This window comes from Streptomyces sp. (assembly GCF_031181555.1).
GTDB classification, from domain to species: domain Bacteria; phylum Actinomycetota; class Actinomycetes; order Streptomycetales; family Streptomycetaceae; genus Streptomyces; species Streptomyces fimbriatus.
The window spans coordinates 15,858-38,158 of sequence record NZ_JAPSKQ010000038.1 but is presented as its reverse complement, the minus strand read 5'-3'; the positions used below and the strand labels follow the sequence as shown (position 1 = coordinate 38,158).

Annotated in this window: 22 protein-coding genes; 15 read left to right on the top strand and 7 right to left on the bottom strand. The window is 74.3% G+C overall.

Annotated elements, in window-relative coordinates; translation table 11 throughout:
- Positions 1-30 precede the first annotated feature (30 nt).
- Positions 31-438, top strand: coding sequence for a hypothetical protein (locus RIM90_RS11190; RefSeq protein ID WP_309060476.1), 408 nt, complete (start codon positions 31-33; stop codon positions 436-438).
- Entirely contained in the window at positions 435-713 is a 279-nt protein-coding gene (locus RIM90_RS11185; protein ID WP_309060475.1) for a DUF4031 domain-containing protein, read from the top strand. Before RIM90_RS11190 ends, RIM90_RS11185 begins: the two co-directional genes overlap by 4 nt.
- On the opposite strand, the gene RIM90_RS11180 is transcribed toward RIM90_RS11185, so the two are convergent.
- Positions 695-1,759: a GNAT family N-acetyltransferase gene (locus tag RIM90_RS11180; RefSeq protein ID WP_309060484.1), complete on the bottom strand. Its 1,065-nt coding sequence runs from the start codon at positions 1,757-1,759 to the stop codon at positions 695-697. The genes RIM90_RS11185 and RIM90_RS11180 overlap by 19 nt on opposite strands.
- 178 nt (positions 1,760-1,937) lie before the next feature.
- On the opposite strand from RIM90_RS11180, the gene RIM90_RS11175 reads away from it, so the two are divergent.
- The 3 genes from RIM90_RS11175 (at position 1,938) to RIM90_RS11165 (ending at position 4,737) form a co-directional block, all read left to right on the top strand.
- Positions 1,938-2,522, top strand: a complete 585-nt coding sequence (locus RIM90_RS11175) for a TetR/AcrR family transcriptional regulator (protein ID WP_309060474.1) — start codon at positions 1,938-1,940, stop codon at positions 2,520-2,522.
- An 84-nt stretch (positions 2,523-2,606) separates the two neighbouring features.
- Positions 2,607-3,947 carry an MFS transporter gene (locus RIM90_RS11170; RefSeq protein ID WP_309060473.1) on the top strand — a complete coding sequence of 447 codons (1,341 nt, stop codon included), beginning with the start codon at positions 2,607-2,609 and terminating at the stop codon, positions 3,945-3,947.
- 25 nt (positions 3,948-3,972) lie between these two features.
- Positions 3,973-4,737, top strand: a complete 765-nt coding sequence (locus RIM90_RS11165) for an SDR family oxidoreductase (protein ID WP_309060472.1) — start codon at positions 3,973-3,975, stop codon at positions 4,735-4,737.
- A 183-nt stretch (positions 4,738-4,920) separates the two neighbouring features.
- Here RIM90_RS11165 and RIM90_RS11160 read toward each other — a convergent pair whose 3' ends face one another.
- Entirely contained in the window at positions 4,921-5,589 is a 669-nt protein-coding gene (locus RIM90_RS11160) for a hypothetical protein (RefSeq protein ID WP_309060471.1), read from the bottom strand.
- A 296-nt stretch (positions 5,590-5,885) separates the two neighbouring features.
- Here RIM90_RS11160 and RIM90_RS11155 point away from each other — a divergent pair, with 296 nt between their 5' ends.
- From RIM90_RS11155 to RIM90_RS11145, 3 genes are all read left to right on the top strand, one after another.
- On the top strand, positions 5,886-6,767 hold the full coding sequence (locus RIM90_RS11155; protein ID WP_309060470.1) for an alpha/beta fold hydrolase: 882 nt from the start codon (positions 5,886-5,888) through the stop codon (positions 6,765-6,767).
- A gap of 56 nt (positions 6,768-6,823) precedes the next feature.
- Positions 6,824-7,504, top strand: a complete 681-nt coding sequence (locus RIM90_RS11150; RefSeq protein WP_309060469.1) for a maleylpyruvate isomerase family mycothiol-dependent enzyme — start codon at positions 6,824-6,826, stop codon at positions 7,502-7,504.
- Positions 7,505-7,631: 127 nt separating this feature from the next.
- Positions 7,632-8,324: a copper homeostasis protein CutC gene (locus RIM90_RS11145; RefSeq protein WP_309060468.1), complete on the top strand. Its 693-nt coding sequence runs from the start codon at positions 7,632-7,634 to the stop codon at positions 8,322-8,324.
- 177 nt (positions 8,325-8,501) lie between these two features.
- Here the strand turns inward: RIM90_RS11145 and RIM90_RS11140 are convergent, their stop codons facing one another.
- Positions 8,502-10,562 carry an ATP-binding domain-containing protein gene (locus tag RIM90_RS11140; protein WP_309060467.1) on the bottom strand — a complete coding sequence of 687 codons (2,061 nt, stop codon included), beginning with the start codon at positions 10,560-10,562 and terminating at the stop codon, positions 8,502-8,504.
- 278 nt (positions 10,563-10,840) lie between these two features.
- Here RIM90_RS11140 and RIM90_RS11135 point away from each other — a divergent pair, with 278 nt between their 5' ends.
- Positions 10,841-11,023, top strand: coding sequence for a hypothetical protein (locus tag RIM90_RS11135; protein WP_309060466.1), 183 nt, complete (start codon positions 10,841-10,843; stop codon positions 11,021-11,023).
- A gap of 49 nt (positions 11,024-11,072) precedes the next feature.
- On the opposite strand, the gene RIM90_RS11130 is transcribed toward RIM90_RS11135, so the two are convergent.
- Positions 11,073-11,828, bottom strand: coding sequence for a helix-turn-helix domain-containing protein (locus RIM90_RS11130; RefSeq protein WP_309060465.1), 756 nt, complete (start codon positions 11,826-11,828; stop codon positions 11,073-11,075).
- Positions 11,829-12,051: 223 nt separating this feature from the next.
- On the opposite strand from RIM90_RS11130, the gene RIM90_RS11125 reads away from it, so the two are divergent.
- Genes RIM90_RS11125 through RIM90_RS11115 form a run of 3 tightly spaced genes read left to right on the top strand, consistent with a single transcriptional unit; the run spans position 12,052 to position 14,510 of the window.
- Positions 12,052-12,720, top strand: a complete 669-nt coding sequence (locus RIM90_RS11125; protein WP_309060464.1) for a DUF4097 family beta strand repeat-containing protein — start codon at positions 12,052-12,054, stop codon at positions 12,718-12,720.
- A gap of 12 nt (positions 12,721-12,732) precedes the next feature.
- A complete protein-coding gene (locus tag RIM90_RS11120; RefSeq protein WP_309060463.1) occupies positions 12,733-13,725 on the top strand; it encodes an ATP-binding cassette domain-containing protein in 993 nt (330 codons plus the stop codon).
- Positions 13,722-14,510: an ABC transporter permease gene (locus tag RIM90_RS11115; protein ID WP_309060462.1), complete on the top strand. Its 789-nt coding sequence runs from the start codon at positions 13,722-13,724 to the stop codon at positions 14,508-14,510. The genes RIM90_RS11120 and RIM90_RS11115 overlap by 4 nt, the downstream gene beginning before the upstream one ends.
- Positions 14,511-14,672: 162 nt before the next feature.
- On the opposite strand, the gene RIM90_RS11110 is transcribed toward RIM90_RS11115, so the two are convergent.
- Together RIM90_RS11110 and RIM90_RS11105 are read right to left on the bottom strand one after the other, a co-directional pair.
- Positions 14,673-16,316 carry a DNA repair helicase XPB gene (locus RIM90_RS11110; RefSeq protein WP_309060461.1) on the bottom strand — a complete coding sequence of 548 codons (1,644 nt, stop codon included), beginning with the start codon at positions 16,314-16,316 and terminating at the stop codon, positions 14,673-14,675.
- Between the two features lie 529 nt (positions 16,317-16,845).
- Positions 16,846-19,461 (bottom strand): helicase C-terminal domain-containing protein, encoded by a 2,616-nt coding sequence (locus tag RIM90_RS11105; protein WP_309060460.1) that lies wholly within the window; start codon positions 19,459-19,461, stop codon positions 16,846-16,848.
- Positions 19,462-19,580: 119 nt separating this feature from the next.
- Here RIM90_RS11105 and RIM90_RS11100 point away from each other — a divergent pair, with 119 nt between their 5' ends.
- Both RIM90_RS11100 and RIM90_RS11095 read left to right on the top strand, forming a co-directional pair.
- Positions 19,581-20,615, top strand: a complete 1,035-nt coding sequence (locus tag RIM90_RS11100; protein WP_309060459.1) for a hypothetical protein — start codon at positions 19,581-19,583, stop codon at positions 20,613-20,615.
- Positions 20,616-20,797: 182 nt separating this feature from the next.
- Positions 20,798-21,457, top strand: a complete 660-nt coding sequence (locus RIM90_RS11095; RefSeq protein ID WP_309060458.1) for a haloacid dehalogenase-like hydrolase — start codon at positions 20,798-20,800, stop codon at positions 21,455-21,457.
- Here RIM90_RS11095 and RIM90_RS11090 read toward each other — a convergent pair.
- Positions 21,436-21,723 carry a hypothetical protein gene (locus RIM90_RS11090; RefSeq protein ID WP_309060457.1) on the bottom strand — a complete coding sequence of 96 codons (288 nt, stop codon included), beginning with the start codon at positions 21,721-21,723 and terminating at the stop codon, positions 21,436-21,438. The genes RIM90_RS11095 and RIM90_RS11090 overlap by 22 nt on opposite strands.
- 165 nt (positions 21,724-21,888) lie before the next feature.
- On the opposite strand from RIM90_RS11090, the gene RIM90_RS11085 reads away from it, so the two are divergent.
- Positions 21,889-22,272, top strand: a complete 384-nt coding sequence (locus RIM90_RS11085) for a cold-shock protein (protein ID WP_184823755.1) — start codon at positions 21,889-21,891, stop codon at positions 22,270-22,272.
- The last annotated feature ends 29 nt before the right edge of the window (positions 22,273-22,301 follow it).

Genomic DNA, 22,301 nt, shown 5'->3' with positions numbered 1-22,301 from the left:
GGTGTGGTCAAGAGTGCGCACAATGGGGGCATGGACCCCCACGGTGACCCCCGGACCAACCTCGTCGGCCCCCTGGAACAGGCGCTGCACGCGGCCCGCGCCCTCGTGCTGGCCGATCTGGTCGCGCGCGAGGTCGCCGAGGCGGACGTGGTCTCCCTGGTCGAGGAGTCCATCGCCCAGCGCCGCTGGTGGGTCCAACAGTGGCCGGACGGCGCCGGGTTCCTCGCCGGACTGGTCGCCCAGGACGTCCAGGACGCCCTGCTGGACCGGTACGGCCGCTGGCCGCTGTGCCCGGTGTGCGGCTCCGGCGATCCGCACGCGCTGGACGTCGAACCCGAACTCGGCCCCGACCCGCACTGGGTGTGCCACAAGGCGGGCGTGAAGGTCGCGGCGGTGGGCGCGCTGGGCGAGGCCGCGGGCGGGGCGGGCTCGTCGTGACGGTGTACATCGACCCGCCCACCTGGCCGGGCCACGGCCGGATGTGGTCCCACCTCGTCAGCGACGTCTCCTACGCCGAACTGCACGCCTTCGCCGACCGCCTGGGCGTCCCCCGCCGTGCCTTCGAACGCGACCACTACGACATCCCCGGGCACCGCTACGCCGACGCCGTGCGCGCCGGGGCGGTGGAGATCAGCAGCCGCGAGGTGGTGCGGCTGCTGCACGGGGCGGGGCTGCGGCGCCGCAAGGGCGCGGTTCAGCCCCGCAGTTCGTAGACGAGCCGCGTGCCGTCCTCGGACACGTGGGTGAACCCGGCGCGGGCGACGACGTTCCGGGAGGGGACGTTCTCCCGCTCGACGACGGCGACCACGGTCCGTACGCCGTCCTGTCGCAGCGCCCAGCCCGACAGCGCGCGCAGCGCCTCGGTGGCGTAGCCCCGGCCGCGGGCGCCCTCGGAGAGGTCGTAGCCGATCTCCACGCGGCCGTCCTCGTCCGGCGCGCCGTGGAAGCCCATCGCGCCCACCGCGCGGTCGTCCTCGCGCCGGACCAGCGCGTACATGGTCCACTCCGGGTGGAACAGCCCTTCCTCGTACTGCTTCACCGCGATCCCGGCGCCCACGCGCGTCCCCTCGAACGGCCCCGGGTCGACCCACGCGAACCCGCCGTCCCCGCCCACGGCCAGGTCGGCTGCGGCCGCCGGGGTGATGCCCTCCAGGATGAGCCGTTCGGTGGGGAGGACGGGGTTGCTGCACCAGCGCCACTCGGTGACGGGCTCCCGGCCGGGCAGGTCACCGCGGCCGGTGGCCCACAGCAGGGTCCGCCACGGGGCGGGGCCGGGGCGGACCTGCGGGAAGATCCTGGTGAGGACGAAGGACGCCAGCTCGGCGGGCGGTTCGTACGGCACGCCGCCCAGGCCCTCGGTGATGTCGTGCGTGTGCAGCAGGACCTCGGCCACGCCCATCGCGGCGAAGCCCTCGCGGTTCGCGTGCCGGAAGGGGTACGGGTGGAAGGCGCGCACCGCGCGCGGGGTGGTGCGGACGGCGGCGGCGAGCAGGGCGCCGGCGGTGCCGACCACGTGGAGGACGCCCGTGTTGTCGGCGGGGTCCAGGCCGTCGTCGGTGCCGTCGAGGGTGATCTCGAAGGGCACGTACGCGTCCCGCGCACGTCCGGCGAGTTGTCCCGCGTACGCGATGAGATCGCTCGCGATGTGCGCCGCCGTCTCCCGGCAGCTCCACTCCAGGCGCCCCGCCCTCACCCCCGCCCAGTCCCGGTCGGCGACCGCCCCCAGGGCCGCCACGCAGTCCGCGACGGCCTCTTCCACCTGTTCCGCTCCCACAGCACGCATGCCGGGCAGGCTAGGCGGGCGGTGCGGGCGGGGTCGACAGTATTTCCGGGGCGCCGTGAAGACGGTGGCGGGCGGTGGCCGCCCTTGGGTGAAGACGGGACTGCCGAGCGGCGGTTACTTGACCGATCGTTCTTGAACTCTTACGGTCCTCGGTATGGCCAGGACCAAGGAATTCGATCCGGACGCCGTACTGCAGTCGGCTCTCGAGCTGTTCTGGCGGCGCGGCTACGAGGCGACGTCGATGAGCGACCTCGTCGAGCACCTCGGCATCGGCCGGGCCAGTATCTACGCGACCTTCGGCAACAAGCACGAGCTGTACCTGAAGGCCATGGACCGGTACACCGGTACGCGCGACCCGCTTCTCCTCGCCGAGCTGTCCCGGCCGGGCCCCGCGCTGCCCGCGGTACGGGCGGTGGTGCGCCGCTTCGCGGCGGAGGCCACCTCCCCCGAAGGGCGGCTGAGCGGCTGCTTCGTCACCAACACGGCAGCCGAGCTGGCCCCGCACGATCCCGCGGCGGCTCGCCGGGTCGAGAGCAGCTGGGAGCGCGTCGAGACCCTGCTGCACTCGGCGCTCGTGCGGGCCCGGGCCCAGGGCGAGCTGCCCGAGGACCGTGATCCGCGCGCACTGGCCCACATGCTCCTCGTCCTGCTGCAGGGCGTGCGCGTCGTCGGCAAGGCGTCCAGTGATCCCGCCCGGGTGCGGGACGCTGCCGAGCAGGCGCTGGCCCTGCTGGACTGATTCCCGCGCGGACGGAGGCGTCGAGCCTCCTTTCGCCTGCCCAAATAATGGATCGATCGGTCAAATAACGGGGGAACTGTGATCATGGTGAACGCCGACCGCGTTCCCGGCGTACGGCAGGGGCGCGCCTTCGTCCTCCTCGGAGGCGTCCAGGCCACGCTCGTCTTCACCTTGACCGCTCTGGTCGTACCGCTGCCCCTGATCGGGAGCGAATTCGGCCTGGAGCGGGCCGACCTGATCCTGCTCAGCGCCGCTTACGGGCTGACGTTCGCCGGGCTCCTCCTCTTCGGCGGACGCCTTGCCGACCGCTACGGCGGACGGCGTGTCCTCACGGCGGGCCTCGCCCTCTTCGCCGCCGCCTCGGCCGCCGCCCCGCTCACCCCGGGCATCGGGACGCTGCTCGGGACCCGCTTCGCGCAGGGCGCGGGAGCGGCTCTGATCGCGCCGGCCGCCATGGCCGTGCTGCGCGCGGTCTTCCCCTCCCCGGACGCATACGGCAGGGCGATGGCCACCTGGGGCGGGCTCTCGGTGCTCGGCGCGACCGCGGGAAACCTGCTGTCCGGCGTCATCTCGGCGCTGCTGTCCTGGCGTTGGGCCTTCGCCGTACCGCTCGTGGTGGCCCTCGCCGCCCTCGCCCTCGCCCCCCGGCTGCTGCCGGAGACCCCACCGAACCGGCACCGGGCGCTCGACGTGCCGGGTGCCCTGCTCGCCACCGGTGGGATCACCTTCGTCAGTTACGGGCTCGTGGTCACCGAGTCCCGCCCCTGGTCGTCGGCCGGCGTGCTCGTGCCGCTCCTCGGCGGGACCGTGCTGCTCGTCGCGTTCCTGTGCGCCGAGCGCCGCGCCCGTGATCCGCTGCTGCCGCGCCGTTTCCTGCTCGACCGGCGGCGGGCCCTCGCTCTCACGGCCGTCGCGCTGAGCGCGTGTGGAACCGGGCTGACCTTCGTGGTCCTCTCGCTCCACTTCCAGCAGGTGCGCGACTGGTCGCCGCTGCAGACCTCGGCCGCGTTCGTGCCGTTCGCCGTCGCGCTGATCACTTCGGGCCGTGCGGCGGGACCCCTGGTCGGCCGTCACGGGGCGGGCGCGGTCACGGCCGCCGGGCTCGGCACGGGCGCGGCCGGGCTCGCCCTCCTCGCGCTGACCGGGTTCCACGCGGACGTCCCGTACGCGTACGGACCGCTGCCGGGCCTGGTGCTGCTGCCGGCCGGCGCCGCGGCCGCCTTCGCGGGGGCCGCCGTGCTCGCCACCGAGGACGTGCCGCCGGAGCAGGCCGGGTTCGCGGGGAGCGTGCTGAACACCGCGATGGAGTTCGGTCCGACCGTCCTGCTCGCCGTCCTGCTCGCGCTCGGCAGTGACGTCCGCTCCCTGGCCGGGGCGGCGGCCGCGCTCGCTCTCACCGCCCTCCTGCACCTCCGCACCAAGTAGTCCGCCACGCAAAGGAGTCACCGAGATGAACACGAACCGCTTCACGGACAGGACCGTCCTCGTCACCGGGGCCGGCTCCGGTCTCGGACGCGCGATCGCGCTCGCCTTCGCCGCCGAGGGCGCGTCCGTGGTCGTCGCGGGACGCACCGCGGCCGCCCTGGACGAGACGGCCGGCCTCATCGGGGCGGCCGGCGGCACGGCCGCCGCCGTCACCGCCGACGTCACCGACTCCGGCCGGCTCGAGCACCTCGTACGCGAGAGCGTCACCCGGTTCGGCGGACTGGACATCGCGGTCAACAACGCCGGGATACTCCGCGGGACCGTACCCGCCGGAGAGGTGGGCGAGGAGGACTGGGACGCGGTGCTGCGGACCAACGTCACCGGCGTCTGGCTGGCCATGAAGCACGAGATCGCCCACATGAAGGAGAACGGCGGCGGCGTCATCGTCAACATCTCCTCCAACCTGGGCGCGCACCTGCGGATCCCGAACGCCGCCGCCTACATCGCGTCGAAGGCGGCGGTCTCCGCGCTGACCCGCGCCGCCGCGCTCGACCACATTCACCAGGGCATCCGCATCAACGCGGTCAGCCCGGGCGCCGCCGCCGCCCCCATGTCGCTGCGGCCCGGCGAGACCGAGGCCGACCGTGCCGAGCGGATGAAGACGGAGAACCCCCTCGGCCGGGTCGCGGAGGCCGAGGAAGTGGCGGCCGCGGTGCTCTACCTCGCCTCGCCCGCGGCGGGCGCGGTGGTCGGTACCGACCTGGTGATCGACAGCGGGGCATCCGCCTGACGGTTCGACCGCCGACGCGGGACGGCACGCCGGCCACCGGGCCGGCGGGGCGTCCCCGGACCCGGAAAGCCCGTCGGCACCCCTCGACCCGATCGGGGACGGAGAAGCGCGGGTCCTCCCGGCGACCCCGCCGTGAGGGGCGTGCTCGCGGAGATCACGGACATGCCGCCGCCGGACACGCCCTCACCCGGCGGCGGGCGGCACCGCCGGGGCCGACAGCATGTCCAGCTCGCCGCGGAGGTTGTAGCGGGCCGTGGCCTCCCAGTGCTCCCGCCCGTACGGGGTGCGGAACAGCCGTGGCAGGCCCAGGAGTCGGCGCAGCACGGCGGCGCGGCCCTCGCGGAAGGCGTCGGTCGGCACGAAGTGGTACTCCTCGCGGACGGCGGCGGTGTAGGCGGCGTACGCCGACGGCGGCGAGGCCAGGACCGCCAGGTCGGCGTCGCACAGCACCTGGCCGTCGCGGTCGTCGTCGGCCGGGTCGTGCGTGACGGTGAGCCGGACCAGCCGGGCCACCTCGGCGGTCTTCTCCGCCGGCACCCCGGCCTCGGGCAGCGCGCGCTCGGCGAGCCGGGCCGACCGCTCCTCGTTCTCGGAGCGGTCGGGCAGGTACACGGCGTCGTGGAACCAGGCGGCGAGGCGCACGGCGTCCGGGTCGTCCGCGTACCGCTCCAGCGCGTCGACGTGGTCGAGGACCGCTGCGAGGTGGGTGAGCGTGTGGTAGCGGCGCTGCGGTTCCTGCCAGCGGGCGAGGAGGTTCTCGGCGTAGGGCGCGGGATCGGGACCGTCCCCGGGGCCGCGGGCCCCTTCCAGGGCACGGGCGAAGCGGGCACGCAGGGCGTCGGTGTCGGCCATGCGGCCATTGTTCCCGGTGCGCTCCCCGATGCGTCAGAGGTGCGGCTCGACCCGCACCGTCCTGCCGGGACCGCCGTCCCCGCGCGGCTCGGCTTCCGCCGGCCTCGGGGGAGGGCGTCCGGGCGAAGTGCGCAAGCGGAAAGGCTTGTTACGGGTAGTGCGGATGATCTTCCGCTGGGTAGTGTGGGCCGCCGGATCCCGAACACCGGATCCCCGACAACCGCCCGCACGCGGTCCCCGAGGTCCCACGCCCGGCCGCGACGTGCGTGCCGCCCGCACCCGAGGAGAGCCGGAAGATGAGCAGCCAGGTGCAACCGACGTTCGTCCTGGTCCACGGGGCCTTCGCGAACTCCTTCTCCTTCGCGCCGCTCCAGGCCGAGCTCGGTCTCCTCGGGCACCGTTCGGTCGCCGTCGACCTGCCCGGCCACGGGTTCGGGGCGACCTACACCCGTGCCTACCAGGCGCCGCAGGACCCCGAGGGGCTCGCCACCGCGCCCGGCGCGATCAAGGGCGTCACGCTCGCCGACAACGCCGCGCACCTGATCGGGGTCCTGGAGCGGGCCAGGCGGAACGGCCCGGTGATCCTCGTCGCCCACAGCCGCGGCGGCGTCACGGCCACGGCCGCGGCCAACGCCCGGCCGGACCTGATCGACCGCATCGTCTACGTCGCGGCCTGGTGCCCGGTCGCCCTCGACGCGGGCGACTACTACGCCGAGCCGGAGATGGCCACGGTCGACGCCGCCTCCCTGGGGCTGGCGATGGCCGGGAACCCCGCCGAACTCGGCCTGCTCCGCGTCAACTTCCGCACCGCGGACCCGGACGCCCTCGCGGCGCTCAAGGCGGCCTTCCTCGCCGACGGCACCGACGAGGAGTTCCTGGCCTTCCTCAGCACCTTCCAGCCCGACGAGAACCTGGACGTCGGCACCTCCGCCGACCGGGCGCAGGCCGCGACCTGGGGCCGCGTCCCGAAGACCTACGTCCGCCTGGCCGACGACGCGAGCATGCCGCTCGCCCTGCAGGACCGGCTGATCCGTGAGGGGAACGAGCTGACGCCCGACAACCCCTACGACGTCCGCACCCTCGGGGGCAGTCATCTGAAGTGGCTGGTCGACCCGGCGCCGGCGGCCCGCCTCCTGGGCGGGCTCGCCGCGCTCCCGGCCCCGTCCGCCCGCTCGTGACCTGAGCCGGACGGCATTCCCCTCCCGGAGCCGGTCCCCGCACTAGCGTGGACGGCATGACGACTCCTGCGGATGTGCAGAACGTACGAGACCCCGAGCTGCCCGGGCGGCTGCTGGCCGTCGAGCGGGACGCGCTGATCCCGTTGCTGCGGGGCCGGGCGGACGCCGACTTCGCGTTGCCGGTCGCCGCCTGTCCGGGCTGGACGGTGCGGGACGTGCTGGCGCACTGCTCGGCCGCGTTCACCCGGGTCCTGGAGCGGCGGTTCGAGGAGGGGGTGTTCTCGCCCGAGTCCAACGACCGGGACGTCGCCGAGCGGGCCGGATGGACGAACGCGCAGGTCATCGACGAGCTGGAGCGCGGGATGACCGAGACCGGGCCGGTGATCGCGAAGGCGGGCGGGGTGCTGGACGTCCTCGCGCTGGGGGAGTGGGTGCACGCCGGGGACGTGCGCGAGGCGTTCGGGGAGCCGGGCGCGTACGCGGGCGCCGGCCTGCCGTACGCGCTCGCCCTGCTGGCCCAGGTCACCTCCCTGAAGGGCCACCTGCCGCTGCACGCCGACCTCGACGACGCCGACGAGCCGCTGCGGCTGGGCGACGCCTCGGGGGAGCGGCCCCCGGCGCGCTACATCGGGGACGGGCCGACGCTGCTGCGGCTGTACGCGGGGCGGCCGGTGGCCGGTGCCGCGTACGAGCTGGCCGGGGTGGAGGCGGCGGAGCTGAACATCTTCGGGGGCTGAGGAAGGGCCCTGACGCGGCCGTGGGGGCGCGGATCTCCGGGGTGCGGGCGTAGGCTTGGATTGGACTAGACCTCTAGTCGCCGTCCGATGCCGGTGAACGCCGACGAATGCCGATGAATGGGGCCCCATGAGCAAGCGTGCAGTCCTGGAGGTGATCGCCCTCGACGTCGAGGACGCGGTCGCCGCCCAGGCGGGAGGTGCGGACCGCCTCGAGCTGGTCACCGACATGGCGGCCGACGGGCTCACCCCGTCGGCCGGGACCGTCGCCGGGATCCGCGGGGCCGTCGACCTCCCGCTGCGGGTGATGCTGCGGCTGGCGGACGGGTTCGCGGCGGGCGACCTCGACCGGCTGGCGGGCGCCGCCTGCGCGATGCGCGAGGCCGGGGCGGAGGAGTTCGTGCTCGGGTTCCTCGCCGCGGACGGCGGTGTGGACCTCGACGCGGTCGAGCGGATCGTCGGCGAACTGGACGGCTGCCGGTGGACCTTCCACCGCGCGATCGACCGCGCCGCCGACCGGGACGCCCTGCGCAAGCAGCTCGACGGCCTGCCCGGCCTCGACACCTACCTCACGGCGGGCTCGCCGGCCGGCGTCGACGACGGCCTCCCCACGCTGTGCGCCGAGGCGGGCCGGCGCGGGGAGCCCGGGTACGAGCAGCAGGTGCTGGTGGGCGGCGGCCTGCGCCTGGAGCACGTGCCCACGCTGCTGGAGGCCGGCATCGACGGCTTCCACATCGGCGGGGCGGCCCGGCCGGACGGCTGGGACGGGCCCGTCTCGGCGCGGGCCGTCGCCCAGTGGCGCAGGGCGGTGGACGGCGCCTGACGGGCCCCGGCCGGCCGCGCCCCGGGCGCCGTCGGCCGCGTCCCGGGACCGGTGGACGGCGCCCGGGGCGAGCGGGACGTTCCCGTGGCGGCGGCGCGGCCGCCGGCCGCGAAGGGCGCGAAGGCCGCGCGGGTCCCTGCCCGGCGGAACCCCGCCGTTCCGCGCCCTGCCGGACCGTCAGGACAGCTGCTCCGGCAGCGGGGCCGTGTGCGTCACGATCAGCCCGGAGACCGCTCGGGTCAGGGCCACGTACAGGCGGCGCAGGCCGGTGCGCTCGTCGGGTTCGCCGTCGACCACGGCCCGGGGCTCGTCCAGGACCACGTAGTCGTACTCCAGGCCCTTCGCCAGGGACGCCGGGACCAGGGTCAGCCGGGTGTCGTGCGTCGTCTCCTCGCCGGGGGCGACCGAGGCGATCCCGGCGGCCGTCAGCTCCCCGGCCAGCTCCGGGATCCGGGCGTCCGCGGCGATCAGGCCGACCGAGCCCTCGCGGCGCAGCAGTTCGCGGCAGGCGGCCACCACGTCGCCCGTCCCCTCCACCCGGCGGACCTCGAAGAAGCCCGGGTTCTCACGGATCGACGCCACCGGGGTCAGCCCCGGCGCGATGTGCGGGAGCAGCCGGGAGGCGTACGCGATGACGTCCGTCGGGACGCGGAAACCGGCCGTCAGCTCCTCGATCACCGCGTCCCGCTTGCCCAGGTGCTCCAGCGCCTCGTCCCAACTCCGCGTCGCCCAGGGCGTCGTGCCCTGCGCCAGGTCGCCGAGGACGGTCGCCGAGCCGGTGGTGCAGCGCCGGCCCACCGCCCGGTACTGCATGGGGGACAGGTCCTGCGCCTCGTCGAGCACCACGTGCCCGAGCGAGTGCGTGCGCCGGATCAGGTCGGCCGCCTCGTCGATCAGCACCGCGTCCGCGGGCGACCACTTCGCCGACTTCACCGACCGCGCCGGCTTCGTCCACAGGATCGCCTTCCGCTCCTCCTCGTCGAGCAGCCCGTCCGCGTGCTCGGCGAGGAACTCCGCGTCGCTCAGCAGCCGCAGCACCAGCTTCGCCGGGTCGACGGCCGGCCAGATCGCCTTCACCGCCGCCTTCACCGCGCCGGTGCGGGCCACCGCGTCCTGCACCCGGTCGTCCGGCGCCTCCCCGGCCCGTTCCATCTGCACCAGCACGGCGTGCGCGATGCGCTGCGGCAGCGCCTCGCGGGCGGCGCCGTAGCGGATGTCGCGCTCCAGCAACTGCCGGACGATCTCCTCCAGTTCGTACGCCGGAACCCGCCAGCGGCGTGAGCCGCGCACCACCACGACCGGCTCGGTGGGCGGCGTGACGTGGGAGTAGAGGGCCCGCTTCAGCACCTCGGCCATCCGGGCGTCGCCCTTGACGACCGCCGCCGCGGCGTCGTCCGTCCCGCGCACCTCGACGTGCGCCACCAGGTCGTCCACGGTGGCCTGCGCGACCGCCAACTCGCCCAGTGCGGGAAGCACTTGCTCGATGTACCGCAGGAAGGACCGGTTCGGCCCGACGACCAGCGTGCCGGTGCGGGCCAGCCGCTCGCGGTGGGCGTACAGCAGATAGGCCACCCGGTGCAGACCGACGGCGGTCTTCCCGGTCCCGGGGCCTCCCTGCACGCACACGCTGCCCGCCAGCCCGGACCGTACGATCTCGTCCTGCTCCGGCTGGATCGTGGCGACGATGTCGCGCATCGGGCCGACGCGCGGACGCTCGATCTCCTGCTGGAGCAGCTTGCTGGTGGTGGCGGCCTCCGACGGATCGGCCCGGTCCATGAGGTGCTCGTCCTCGTACGCGGTCAGTTCGCCGCCGGTGTAGCCGAAGCGGCGGCGCAGCGCGACGTCCATGGGGTCCTTCCTGGACGCCCGGTAGAACGGCTGCGAGACCGGCGCCCGCCAGTCGATCACCATCGGGTCGCCGTCCGCGTCGTGCACGTGCCGGCGCCCGATGTAGAAGCGTTCGCCCTCCGCCCCCTCGGCCTGCTCGGCGCCGGGAGCGTGCAGGTAGTCGAGCCGGCCGAAGAACAGCGGGGTGCCGCTGAGGTCGGCCAGCGCCTTGATGCGCTCCTCGATCTGGTGCTCCAGCACGGCCGCGTTGACCCAGTTCGCGGTGACGTCGCTGATGTCCAGGGACTCGACGTCCTCGCGCATCGCGCGCAGGGCGGCACGGGACGCGGCGAGGTGCGCGCGCTCGCGGGAGAGGGGGTCGTGATCGGCTACGGGCTCGTCTGCGGACATGGGCGCGGACACAGGGGTGCCTCCGAGGACCTGCTGGGGTGGCTGGGATGCCGGCCGGTTTCCGTCCGGGCGGCGGCACTCCGTGCGTGAGCGGAGGCGGGCAAGAGCGGAGATTCTAGGGCGCGGGGCGGGCACGGTCCAACCGGTTTGTGCGTCCCCTGGGGGACATCCCCGTCCTGCCCCGGGGTGACGGCTCGTCCCGGAGACGTACGCGGGAGCCGGGCGGACCGGGCCCTCGGGCCGATGCCCCGCTTTGCCCGAAGCGTCACCATGGAGGCATGAGTGCAGCGACCATCCATCCGGCCCCGCCGGCCCGGCCGGCCGGCGCCACACCGGTCGGGGGCAGCCACCCGCACCGCCTCGGCGACGCCCTGCGTGCCGTGCGGGTGTTCCTCGGGGCCGCCTTCGACGTGATCGTCCTCGGCGAGTACGCCGAGGAGGCGGGCGTCCGCCGTACGTAGGCCCCGCCGCCTCGGGGCCGGCCGCTCCGTCGGGACGGCCGGCGCCCGTCTACCCGCGATCCGAACGGGGCCCGGCGGTGCCGTCCGGGGTCGTTTCGGCCTTCGTGTGGAGGATCTCGCGGGCCTGCTCGGCGGCGCGGGTGATCGCCTCCGAGATGAAGTCGAGGTAGCGGGCGATGTTCTCCAGGCGTGTGGCGGCCGGTGTGCCCGGCCCCATGATGCCCACGCCCTGCCGTGAGGTCTCGGCGATCTGGGCGGTGGATTCGGCGCTGGCCATCATCGACTGGTACCAGATGTCGTCGTCGACGCCGTAGCGCTCACGGCGGCCTTCGCCGCGTTCCCGGCGGACGAGGCCCTGGCTCTCCAGGAACGTGACCGCCTTGGAGATGGACGCCGGACTGACCTGGAGGCGCTGGGCGAGTTCGGCGGCGGTGAGGCTGCCGGTGTCGGTGAGGGTGAGGCAGGCCATGACCCGGGCCATCATCTTGGGCACGCCCGACGCTATGAAGACGGTGGTGAGCGTTTCCTCGAACTCGCGCACCGCCTCCGCGTCGCGTCCGTGATCCTCCGGGAGCGCCTCGGGTCCCCGGGGCGTGGCCCTTTTGCGCCGGTGGGCCCGGCGCTCGGTGGCGCGGTGGGCCAGATCCGCGCGGTAGGCGGTGGGTCCGCCGTTGCGCATCACCTCACGCGTGATCGTCGAGGTGGGGCGGTCCAGACGCCTGGCGATCTCCGCGTAGGCCAGCCCGTCGGCGAGTCCGAGCGCGATCTGCTGGCGTTCCTGCTGGGTGAGCCTGCCTCCTGGCAACGCGGTCTCCTTCAGTGGTCCGTGAGGGTCGCAGCATAGCGTTCACTCCCCATCCATTGCAACGATAGTCCTGAGGGGTGTTGCATTAGATTTCGAGTCGTTGCAACGATATCTATCACTTGACCTGCGTCTATGCATACGTAGTGCAACAGATCTGTTGTCAGATATATGAATGCAACGTAGCGTTTCCGGTGTCAGAAACGGCAACCCGAAGGAGCGCACGATGCAGTTCGACACCCCCGCCCCGATCTCGGTCGTCCTCGACGTCCCCGCGGGCCGCGTCCAGTTCATCGCCGCCGACCGGGCCGACACCGTGGTCGAGGTCCTGCCCGCGAACGCCTCGAAGGGCCGCGACGTGAAGGCGGCGGAGCAGACCACGGCCGAATACGCCGATGGCGTCCTGCGGATCGACGCCCCGGAGGCGAAGAACCAGTACCTCGGCCCCTCCGGCTCCGTCGAGGTGACCGTCCGGCTGCCCGCCGGCTCCCGCGTCGAGGCGAAGGCCGCCGCCGCCGAGTTCCGGGGCGTCGGACGGCTCGGCGACGTCGCCTTCGAGGGCGCGCAGGGCCCGGTCAAGCTCGACGAGACCGCGGGTGCCCGCCTCACCCTCCTCGCCGGCGACGTCTCGGTCGGCCGCCTGGGCGGCCCCGCGGAGATCAGCACCCAGAAGGGCGACATCCGGATCACCGAGGCGGTGCACGGCGCGGTCGTCCTGCGCACCGAGCACGGCGACATCTCGGTCGGCGCCGCCCGCGGGGTCTCCGCCTCCCTGGACGCCGGTACCGGCTACGGCCGGATCGACAACGCCCTGAAGAACGCCGACGGCGCCGCCGCCGGCCTGACCGTCCACGCGACCACCGCCTACGGCGACATCACCGCCCGCAGCCTGTGAAGGAGCCCTCTCATGACCAGCTTGGCCATCGCGGCGAACGGGCTGCGCAAGTCCTACGGCGACAAGACCGTCCTCGACGGCGTCGACCTGGCCGTCCCGGAGGGAACGGTCTTCTCCCTGCTCGGTCCGAACGGCGCCGGCAAGACCACCGTCGTCAAGATCCTCTCCACCCTCGTCACCGCCGACGCCGGCGACATCCGCATCGGCGGCCACGACCTGGCCGCCGACCCGCAGGCCGTACGCGGCGCGATCGGGGTCACCGGGCAGTTCTCCGCCGTGGATGGGCTGATCACCGGCGAGGAGAACATGCTCCTCATGGCGGACCTGCACCACCTGCCCCGCGCCGAGGGGCGGCGGGTGGCCGCCGAACTGCTGGAGCGCTTCGACCTCACCGAAGCGGCGAAGAAGCCCGCCTCCACCTACTCCGGCGGCATGAAGCGCCGCCTCGACATCGCCATGACCCTGGTCGGCGCCCCGCGGATCATCTTCCTCGACGAGCCGACCACCGGCCTCGACCCGCGCAGCCGGCACACCATGTGGCAGATCATCCGTGGGCTGGTCTCCGACGGGGTGACGGTCTTCCTCACCACCCAGTACCTGGAGGAGGCCGACCAGCTCGCCGACCGCATCGCGGTGCTCAACGACGGCGGGATCGCCGCCGAGGGGAGCGCCGAGGAGCTCAAGCGGCTCATCCCCGGCGGACACGTCCGGCTCCGCTTCACCGACCCGGCCGCCTACCGGTCCGCGGCCTCCGCACTGCGCGAGGCCACCCTCCCCCACGCCCGAACGGGCTCGCGCGGAGGGACCCCCGTCGACGAGGCGCTGGTCCTGCGGATCCCCAGCGACGGCAGCCAGCGCGAACTGCGCTCCCTCCTCGACTGGCTCGACTCCGCCGGCATCGAGGCCGACGAGCTGACCGTGCACACCCCCGACCTCGACGACGTCTTCTTCGCCCTCACCGGCCCGGCCGGCATCCCCGCCCAGACCAAGGAGAACGTCCGATGAGCACCCTCTCCCTCGCCGTCCGCGACTCGTCCACCATGCTGCGCCGCAACCTGCTGCACGCCCGGCGCTACCCCTCGCTCACCCTGAACCTGCTGCTGACGCCGGTCATGCTGCTGCTGCTCTTCGTCTACATCTTCGGCGAGGCGATGAGCGCGGGCCTCGGCGGCGGCGCCGACCGCTCCGACTACATCGCCTACCTCGTGCCGGGCCTGCTGCTGATGACCGTCGGCTCCACCACGATCGGCACCGCGGTGTCCGTCTCCAACGACATGACCGAGGGCATCATCGCCCGCTTCCGCACCATGGCCATCCACCGCGGCTCCGTGATCATCGGGCACGTCGTCGGCAGCGTCCTGCAGTCGGTCGTGAGCGTGGTCCTCGTCGGCGCCGTCGCGGTGGCCATCGGCTTCCGCTCCACCGACGCCACCGTCCTGGAATGGCTCGCGGCCTTCGGCCTGGTCACCCTGTTCGCCCTGGCGCTCACCTGGATCGCGGTCGGGATGGGCCTGGTCAGCCCGAACGCCGAGGCGGCCGGCAACAACGCGATGCCCCTGATCTTCCTCCCGCTCGTCTCCAGCACCTTCGTCCCCCTGCACACCATGCCGGGCTGGTTCCAGCCGGTCGCCGAGTACCAGCCGTTCACGCCCGCCATCGAGACCCTGCGCGGCCTGCTGCTCGGCACCGAGATCGGCCACAACGGCTGGCTCGCCATCGCCTGGTGCGCCGCCCTCACCGCACTCGGCTACCTCTGGTCGGCCTCCAGGTTCGACCAGGACCCCAAGTAACCCCATGACAGCGAGAGCAGCCTCCCGTCGACCCGTTCCGCCCGGGGGCGGCGTACCCGACACCACGTCGGTGGACGCCGCCCCGTCGGCGTTCCCGGCCGTCCGCCGGCCCCGTCCCCGCCCCGCCGCATCCGGCCCGGCCGGGACCGCCGCGCCCGGGGCTCAGCTCTCGGCGAGGATCTCGTCCGCGTCCACGATCCGGTACGCGTACCCCTGCTCCGCCAGGAACCGCTGGCGGTGCGCCGCGAAGTCCTGGTCGACGGTGTCCCGGGCGACCACGGAGTAGAAGTGGGCCTGGTGCCCGTCCGCCTTGGGCCGCAGCACCCGGCCGAGCCGCTGCGCCTCCTCCTGCCGCGACCCGAAGGTGCCCGACACCTGGATCGCCACCGTCGCCTCCGGCAGGTCGATCGAGAAGTTCGCGACCTTGGACACGACCAGCACGTTGATCTCGCCCTGCCGGAAGGCCTCGAACAGCTTCTCCCGCTGGGCGTTCGACGTCTCGCCCTTGATCACCGGCGCGTTCAGGTGCTCGCCCAGTTCGTCGAGCTGGTCGATGTACTGCCCGATGACGAGGATCTGCTGACCGGCGAAGCGCCGGACGATCGCCTCCGTCACCTTCCGCTTGGTCGCGGTCGTCGCGCAGAACCGGTACTTCTCCTCCGTCTCCGCGGTGGCGTACGCCAGCCGCTCGGAGTCGGTGAGGTTGACCCGGACCTCCACGCAGTCGGCCGGGGCGATGTAGCCCTGCGCCTCGATCTCCTTCCACGGAGCGTCGAACCGCTTGGGCCCGATCAGCGAGAACACGTCCGACTCGCGGCCGTCCTCGCGCACCAGCGTCGCCGTCAGCCCGAGCCGCCGCCGCGCCTGCAGATCCGCCGTGAACTTGAAGACGGGGGCGGGCAGCAGGTGCACCTCGTCGTAGAGGATCAGGCCCCAGTCCCGGGAGTCGAACAGCTCCAGGTGGGGATAGACGCCCTTCCGCCTGGTCGTCAGCACCTGGTAGGTGGCGATGGTGACGGGGCGGATCTCCTTCTTCGTCCCGCTGTACTCGCCGATCTCGTCCTCGGTCAGCGAGGTCCGCTTCACCAGTTCGTGCTTCCACTGCCGGGCCGAGACGGTGTTGGTGACCAGGATCAGCGTGGTGGACTTCGCCTGCGCCATCGAACCGGCGCCGACCAGCGTCTTGCCCGCGCCGCAGGGGAGGACGACCACGCCGGAGCCGCCGTGCCAGAAGTTCTCCACGGCCTGCTTCTGGTACGGCCTGAGCGCCCAGCCCTCCTCGCGCAGCTCGATCGGGTGCGCCTCGCCGTCCACGTACCCGGCGAGGTCCTCGGCGGGCCAGCCCAGCTTCAGCAGCACCTGCTTGATCTGCCCGCGCTCCGAGGGGTGCACGGCGACGGTGTCCGGGTCGATGCGGGCGCCGACGAGGGGGGCGATCCGCTTCGAGCGCAGCACCTCCTCGAGGACCGGCCGGTCGGTGCTGGTGAGGACGAGACCGTGCGCCGGGTGCTTGACCAGGCTGAGCCGGCCGTAGCGGTCCATGGTGTCGGCGATGTCCACGAGCAGCGCGTGCGGCACCGGGTAGCGGCTGTACTGCACCAGCGCGTCGACGACCTGCTCGGCGTCGTGCCCGGCCGCCCGCGCGTTCCACAGGCCGAGCGGGGTCACCCGGTAGGTGTGGATGTGCTCGGGCGCCCGCTCCAGCTCGGCGAACGGCGCGATGGCACGACGGCAGTCGTCGGCCTGCTCGTGGTCGACCTCGAGGAGCAGGGTCTTGTCGGACTGGACGATGAGCGGACCATTCACGCGCGGCTGCCTTTCTGCTGACGGGCCCGGCACGGGCACAGCACGGCCAAACGTCCAGTCTGCCTGACGGCCCGCCCGCGGGTCCCCGGGCCGGCCGGGCCACTTCGACGCGGGCGGCGTGAGCTTGTTCACCAGGAGCCCTCCTCTTCGCCCGGCCGACGGGGACGGGCCGGTCCCGTCAGCAGGGACCGGCCCGCTGGAAACGCGAGAACGGAGAGTTGTCAGACCACGGAACGTGTCAGAAGGTCACGCCTCCACCGAGGTCGATACCGATCGCGGCGGCCTCGGCGGCGAACGCTCCGAGCAGCGCGACGGTGGACGTCAGAACGGCGGCGGCACGACGAACGGCACGCATGAGGACTTCCTTTCTGTTGCGCGTGAACGGGCTCCGGCGGGTCTCCGGGCCCGTTCAGGACACCCGGTGGCTGCCCCGCGCCGCGCGGTGCGATGCGCCGGGGCCCGCAAGCTCGCTCGACCGATGGAAAAGCCCGGCGTGGCGTGCATGAAACGCGCCGTGCACCCGAACGGGTCAGTCCTCGTCGTCCGCCGGCTCCGCGACCCCCGTGATCCGGTGCAGCGGGTACGTACGGACCTCCTCGGCGGTGTGGTCGTACGCCGTGACGAAGCCGCCCTCGACCCGGACCGGGGCGATCACGCGCCGGCTCGCCGCGCCCTCGGCGTTGACGTAGCCGATCCACAGGGCCTCGCCGGTGAGGACGGCGGCCTGCAGGGTGGCGAGGGTCTCGGCGGCCGCGGTGCGCGGCAGCTCGCCGCCCGCGGTCCGGTCGCCGGTGGACGTCCCGCGCGGGGCGGTGGCGGCGAGGTCACCGGCGCGGACGGCCCGGATCGCGGCCGCGAGCAGGGTGTCGTCGGGGACCGGCGGCCCGTCCGGGACCGGCTCGGGTGCCGAGCGCGGCGGGGTGCGGTGGGCGTCGGCGCGTGCGATCAGGACATCGCCCTCGGCGGACTCGGCGGCCGGTGCGAACCCCATCGCGCGCAGCCCCTCCAGCAGGACGGCCGGGCCGGTCTGCGCGGCCAGCACGGTCGGCGCCAGCCGGCGCAGCCCCAGCCCGGCGGCCCGCTTGTCGGCGAGGATCTCGTTCAGGACGGCGTCGTCGTCGCAGCGCACGTACGCCGAGGCGGCGCCCACCCGCAGGTGCCCGTGCCTGCGGGCCACGTCGTCGATGAGGTACGCCAGCGGCTGCGGCACCGGCGTGCGGGAGTGCGCGGCGAGGAAGGCGTGCAGGTCGGCGGCGGTCCGTCCGGTGTCCAGGGCGCGGCGCACCGAGCCGGGCGTGAACCGGTAGACGGTCGCGCCCCCCTTCGACTCCACGTCCGCCAGCACGCCCAGCACGTCGGCGAGCGGCCGCTGCAGCGGGCCCGGCGCCACCGCCGTCAGGTCGGCCTGGAGGAGCACGTGGTCCAGCGGTTCGGGCAGCAGCGGCGCGAGCAGGCGGGCGGCGGCAGCGGCGGCGGTGGCCTGCTCGGTGGGGGAGAGCGGGGCCAGCGGCGGGACGGGCCGGTGGTGGACGGGCAGCTTGTCGCCCGGCCCCTCGGGTTCCGCCTCCGGATGCCGGGGCGCGGGCGCCCCGAGCAGGGCCCGCCCGTGCGTGGACAGGGCACCGCGTCCGGTGATCCCCAGCAGTTCGGCCTCGTCGAGGGTCCACCGGGCGAGCCGTGACCGCAGATCGTCCTCGCCACCGGCCTGCGCGGAGCCCGCCGGGCCGCGACCGCCCTCGCCGCGACCGCCCTCGGCCGGGGAGCCCGCCGGGCCGCCCCGGATGCCGCCCGGGGGGCGTTCCCACCGCAGCCGGGCCGGCACCGACCCGGGAGCCGGAGCGGCCCCCTCCGGCAACCCGGCCAGCAGCGCCAGCACCCGGTGCCGCACCTCGGGCGCCGCCGACCGGTCCAGCCCCGGCCCCAGCGCCGACAACGTACGGTCCTTCGCGTCCCGCCCGCCGACCAGCCCGGACGTCCGGGTCGCCGTCAGCCACGCCGTCGCCAGCCGCGCCCAGCGCTCGGCGGCGGGCCGCTCGCGCCACTCGTCGTACGCCGGGGTGGCCGCGTACCGCTCGTCCGCCTCCCCGTCGGAGGCCAGCAGTCCGGCGGCGTAGGCGAGTTCCACCCAGAACGCGGCCACCGGCTCGGTCACGTCCAGGGCGACGGCGGTCCGCTTCAGGTCCCGCGCGCTCAGCCCGCCGGCCCGCAGCACCGCCGGACCGCCCTCGTCCCAGCCCTTCAGCAGTTCCTCGACGGTCGCCAGGGCCGCGTACGCCTGTCCGGCCGCCGTCGCGTCCACGACCTGGGGACGGTGGGTGGCGGCGGTCTCGACGGGCGGCGGCACCGGCTCCGGCACGCGGTGCGCGCGCCCGCCCCGCAGGTGCAGGGCGACCTCGCGCGGCAGGACGACCGTCCCGGGCGCCGTCGGCAGCAGCAGCCCCCGGTCCAGCAGCCAGCGCAGCCGGGGCGCGGGATCGGCGGTGACCTGCCCGTACGGCGGGCCCCAGACCAGCCGGTCCAGCACCTCCACGGACTCGTGCGGCGCCTCGTCGAGCAGCGCGGCCATCCGCGTCCGGTCGCGGAACAGGGCGGCGAGGGAGGCGACGGCGGAGACGGAGTCGTGCGTGGACGGCAGCCCCGCCGTCGCCACGATCTCCTGGATCCGCCCCGGCGACATCCCGGCGGTGGCCTCCCGCACCGAGGGGCCGAGCCCCGTGGGCGACGGGTGCTGCGGCGACGGCGACAGCAGCTCACGGGCGGTGCGCACCAGCCGCAGCCGGTCGTCGCCGCCCCACACCAGGGCCTGCTCGCGCAGGGTGCCGAGCGCGCGCGGCAGCGCGGCGGCGACCGCCGGATCGCCGTCGTCGCCCGCCAGCAGCCCGAGCAGCTCCTCGTACGTCGCCGGGTCCGCCGCCACGGCCAGCGCCTGGGCCGTCTGGAGCGCGAACCGGTCCAGACGCTCCAGCGCCCGGACGACCGAGGCACGGGTGCCGGCCCGGGTGGCGAGCTGGGTGAGGTCGGTGGGCACGGGCGTGATGAGGTCCGGCCGGCTGCGCAGGAGCGCGGCCAGGGCGGCGTCGTCACGCCCCCTGAGGGCCTCCGCGAGGGATCGGGGGGCCGCCGCGGGCTTCTCCTCGGTGCTCATCGGCCTCACGGTAGCGGGTGGGTGCGCCGGTGCGGGCGTGGAGTGTGGGACGGCCGGCCGGACTCGCGGTACCGTCGTGCGACGGGGTGTCCCAACGCATCCGCCCCGGAGGGGACTTCGTGGGTATCGAGAGTGACCAGGTCGTCTACGAGTACCTGAGCCGCGTCGGCGACGTGGCGCAGCAGCGGCAGTTGCCGTCGGCGGCCCGCATGCGCCTGGTCGCCGGACTGCGCGACGAGATCGACCGGCGCCGTGCGAAGGCGGTGGTGGACTCCCCCGCCGCCGTCCGCCGCATCATCTCCCGCCTCGGCACTCCGGACGAGGTCGTCGCGGCGGCCACGGACGCCGCCGGCGGTCCCGGCCCGAGCGCGCCCGCACCGCCCGCCGCCGTCCCGGCCCAGCGGGACCGCGAACCGGCCGGTGCGGCCGACGACGGTCGGGGCGGCCGTCCGAAGGGCCTCCTGCGCCGTGCCGTCCCCCGCCCCCGCCCGGCCGGGGAACCGGACCCGGCCCCCTCCGGGGTGCCGTCCCCGCCGCACCGCGCCGGCACGGACGAACTCGGGGACGGCGCCACCCGGCCCGACTGGTGGCGGGTGGACGACGGCCCCTTCGGCGTGGGCGACGAGGTGCCCGGCTTCGTGGGCGGCGTCGAGATCCCGGAACTGCTCAGGCCGCCGGGACCGAAGGAGACCTCGCAGGACCCGGAAGGGCCCGAGGGCTCCGGGGTGTCCGGGAGGAAGTCCTCCGAGCCGGCCGCGGCGTCCGCGGCCGGTTCCGGGGCCCCCGCCCGCCGCCGTCTCCCGCGCCTCCCCTCCGGCGGCTGGAGCAACCCCCTGCTCCTGCTCGCCGCGGGCCTGCTGGTCGCGGGCGCCGCGCTCGGCAACTGGCTCGCCCTGCTCCTCGGCTGGCTCATCGCCTACGCCTCCCGCCGCCTGACCCCGGCGGAGGTGAAAGGGGCGGTCGTCGTCCTCCCCGGCCTCGCGGTCGCGGCCGGCGTCGTCTGGCTCTGGGGCAGGACCGAGGGCCGCTGGGGCACCCCCGTCCCCGACGGCCACATGAACGACGCCGTCTCCGAGACCTGGCCCTGGGTGGTCCGGGGCGCGGCCCTCGCCTCGGCCCTGTTCCTGGTCTGGCGCTCCCAGCGCCGGCGGTAGCCCACCCCCGCCGGGGCGCACCCCCGCGACCGCGCCCGCCGGCGGACGCCCCGTCCCGAGGCGGCGGCCCCCCGGCTGCCCGGCCCCGGGCAGGCGGGTTTCCGGCCGGGTGGTCGTGGCGTGGCGGCCGGGGCGGTGGGGGACCGGTCCGTTCGGCGGCGTGGCTGGGCACAATGGCCCATATGGCCTTCACGACCCCGCACCCGCCGCAGCCGCCCACGTCCCCGTCCGGGCCCACCGTCGGATTCGACCTCGACATGACGCTCATCGACTCCCGGCCCGGGATCCGTGCCTGCTACCGGGCGCTCGCCGAGCGGACCGGGACGTACATCGACGCCGACCTGGCGGTCACCCGGCTGGGGCCGCCGCTCGTGGACGAGCTGGTCAACTGGTTCCCGGCGGAGCGGGTCGAGGAGATGGCGGACCTGTACCGCGCGATGTACCCGACGATCGCGATCACCGCCACGCCCGCCCTGCCCGGCGCCCGCGAGGCGATCGCGGCGGTACGGGAGGCGGGCGGGCGCGCCGTCGTCGTCACCGCCAAGTACGAGCCCAACGCCAAGCTGCACCTGGCCCACCTCGGCATCGAGCCGGACGCCGTGATCGGCGACCTGTGGGCCGAGCAGAAGGCGCTCGCGCTGCGCGAGCACGACGCGGCCGTCTACGTCGGCGACCACGTGGGCGACGTGCGCGGCGCGCGGACCGCCGGCGCGCTGTCGGTCGCGGTCGCCACCGGCCCGTGCGACCCCGCGGAACTGCGCGAGGCCGGCGCGGACGTCGTCCTCGCCGGTCTGGCGGAATTCCCCCGGTGGTTTTCGGACTACTGCACGGCCAGGTCCTGATTCGGCCCCGGACCGGACCGCTCTGCGGCCCGCGCCCGGCGGCGTCCCTCCGCGACCGAGCGCAGTACGCCCGCACCGGCCATCAGGAATCCGACGGCCATGAGCATGCTCAATCCGAACATGTACGTCGGAAAAGGCGTCGTTCCGAGGAACAGCGGGGCCACCGTGACCAGAGTGGCCACGGCACCGATGAAGAAGACGATGGCGCCGGTACGGACCAGGCCGTCACCGGGCGCGGCGGAATTCGCTTGGGTTTTGTCACGCACCGGACCAGGGTAGTTCCCAGCGCGAAGGAACAACCGGGTGACGTCTTGTCTCCGGCCTGAAGACCATTAGCCTTGGAACCGGCGGGTCACCACGGCCCGCCCGAGTGCTATCAAGAGCTGTTTCGCCAAGCAGTTTTCCCGACGAGTACGAGGACGAGGACAGACGTGCCCACCGGCAAGGTCAAGTGGTTCAACAGCGAGAAGGGCTTCGGCTTTCTCTCCCGTGACGACGGCGGTGACGTCTTCGTCCATTCCTCGGTCCTCCCCGCCGGAGTCGAGACGCTCAAGCCGGGCCAGCGCGTGGAGTTCGGCGTGGTCGCCGGACAGCGCGGCGACCAGGCGCTCTCCCTGACCCTCCTCGACCCGACCCCGTCGGTCGCGGCGGCCCAGCGCAAGAAGCCGGACGAACTGGCCTCCATCGTCCAGGACCTGACGACCCTGCTGGAGAACATCACGCCGCAGCTGGAGCGTGGCCGCTATCCCGACCGCGCCGCCGGCAAGAAGATCGCCGGCCTGCTCCGCGCGGTCGCCGACCAGCTGGACGTCTAGGAACCCGCGCTCAGGAACCCGCGCTCAGG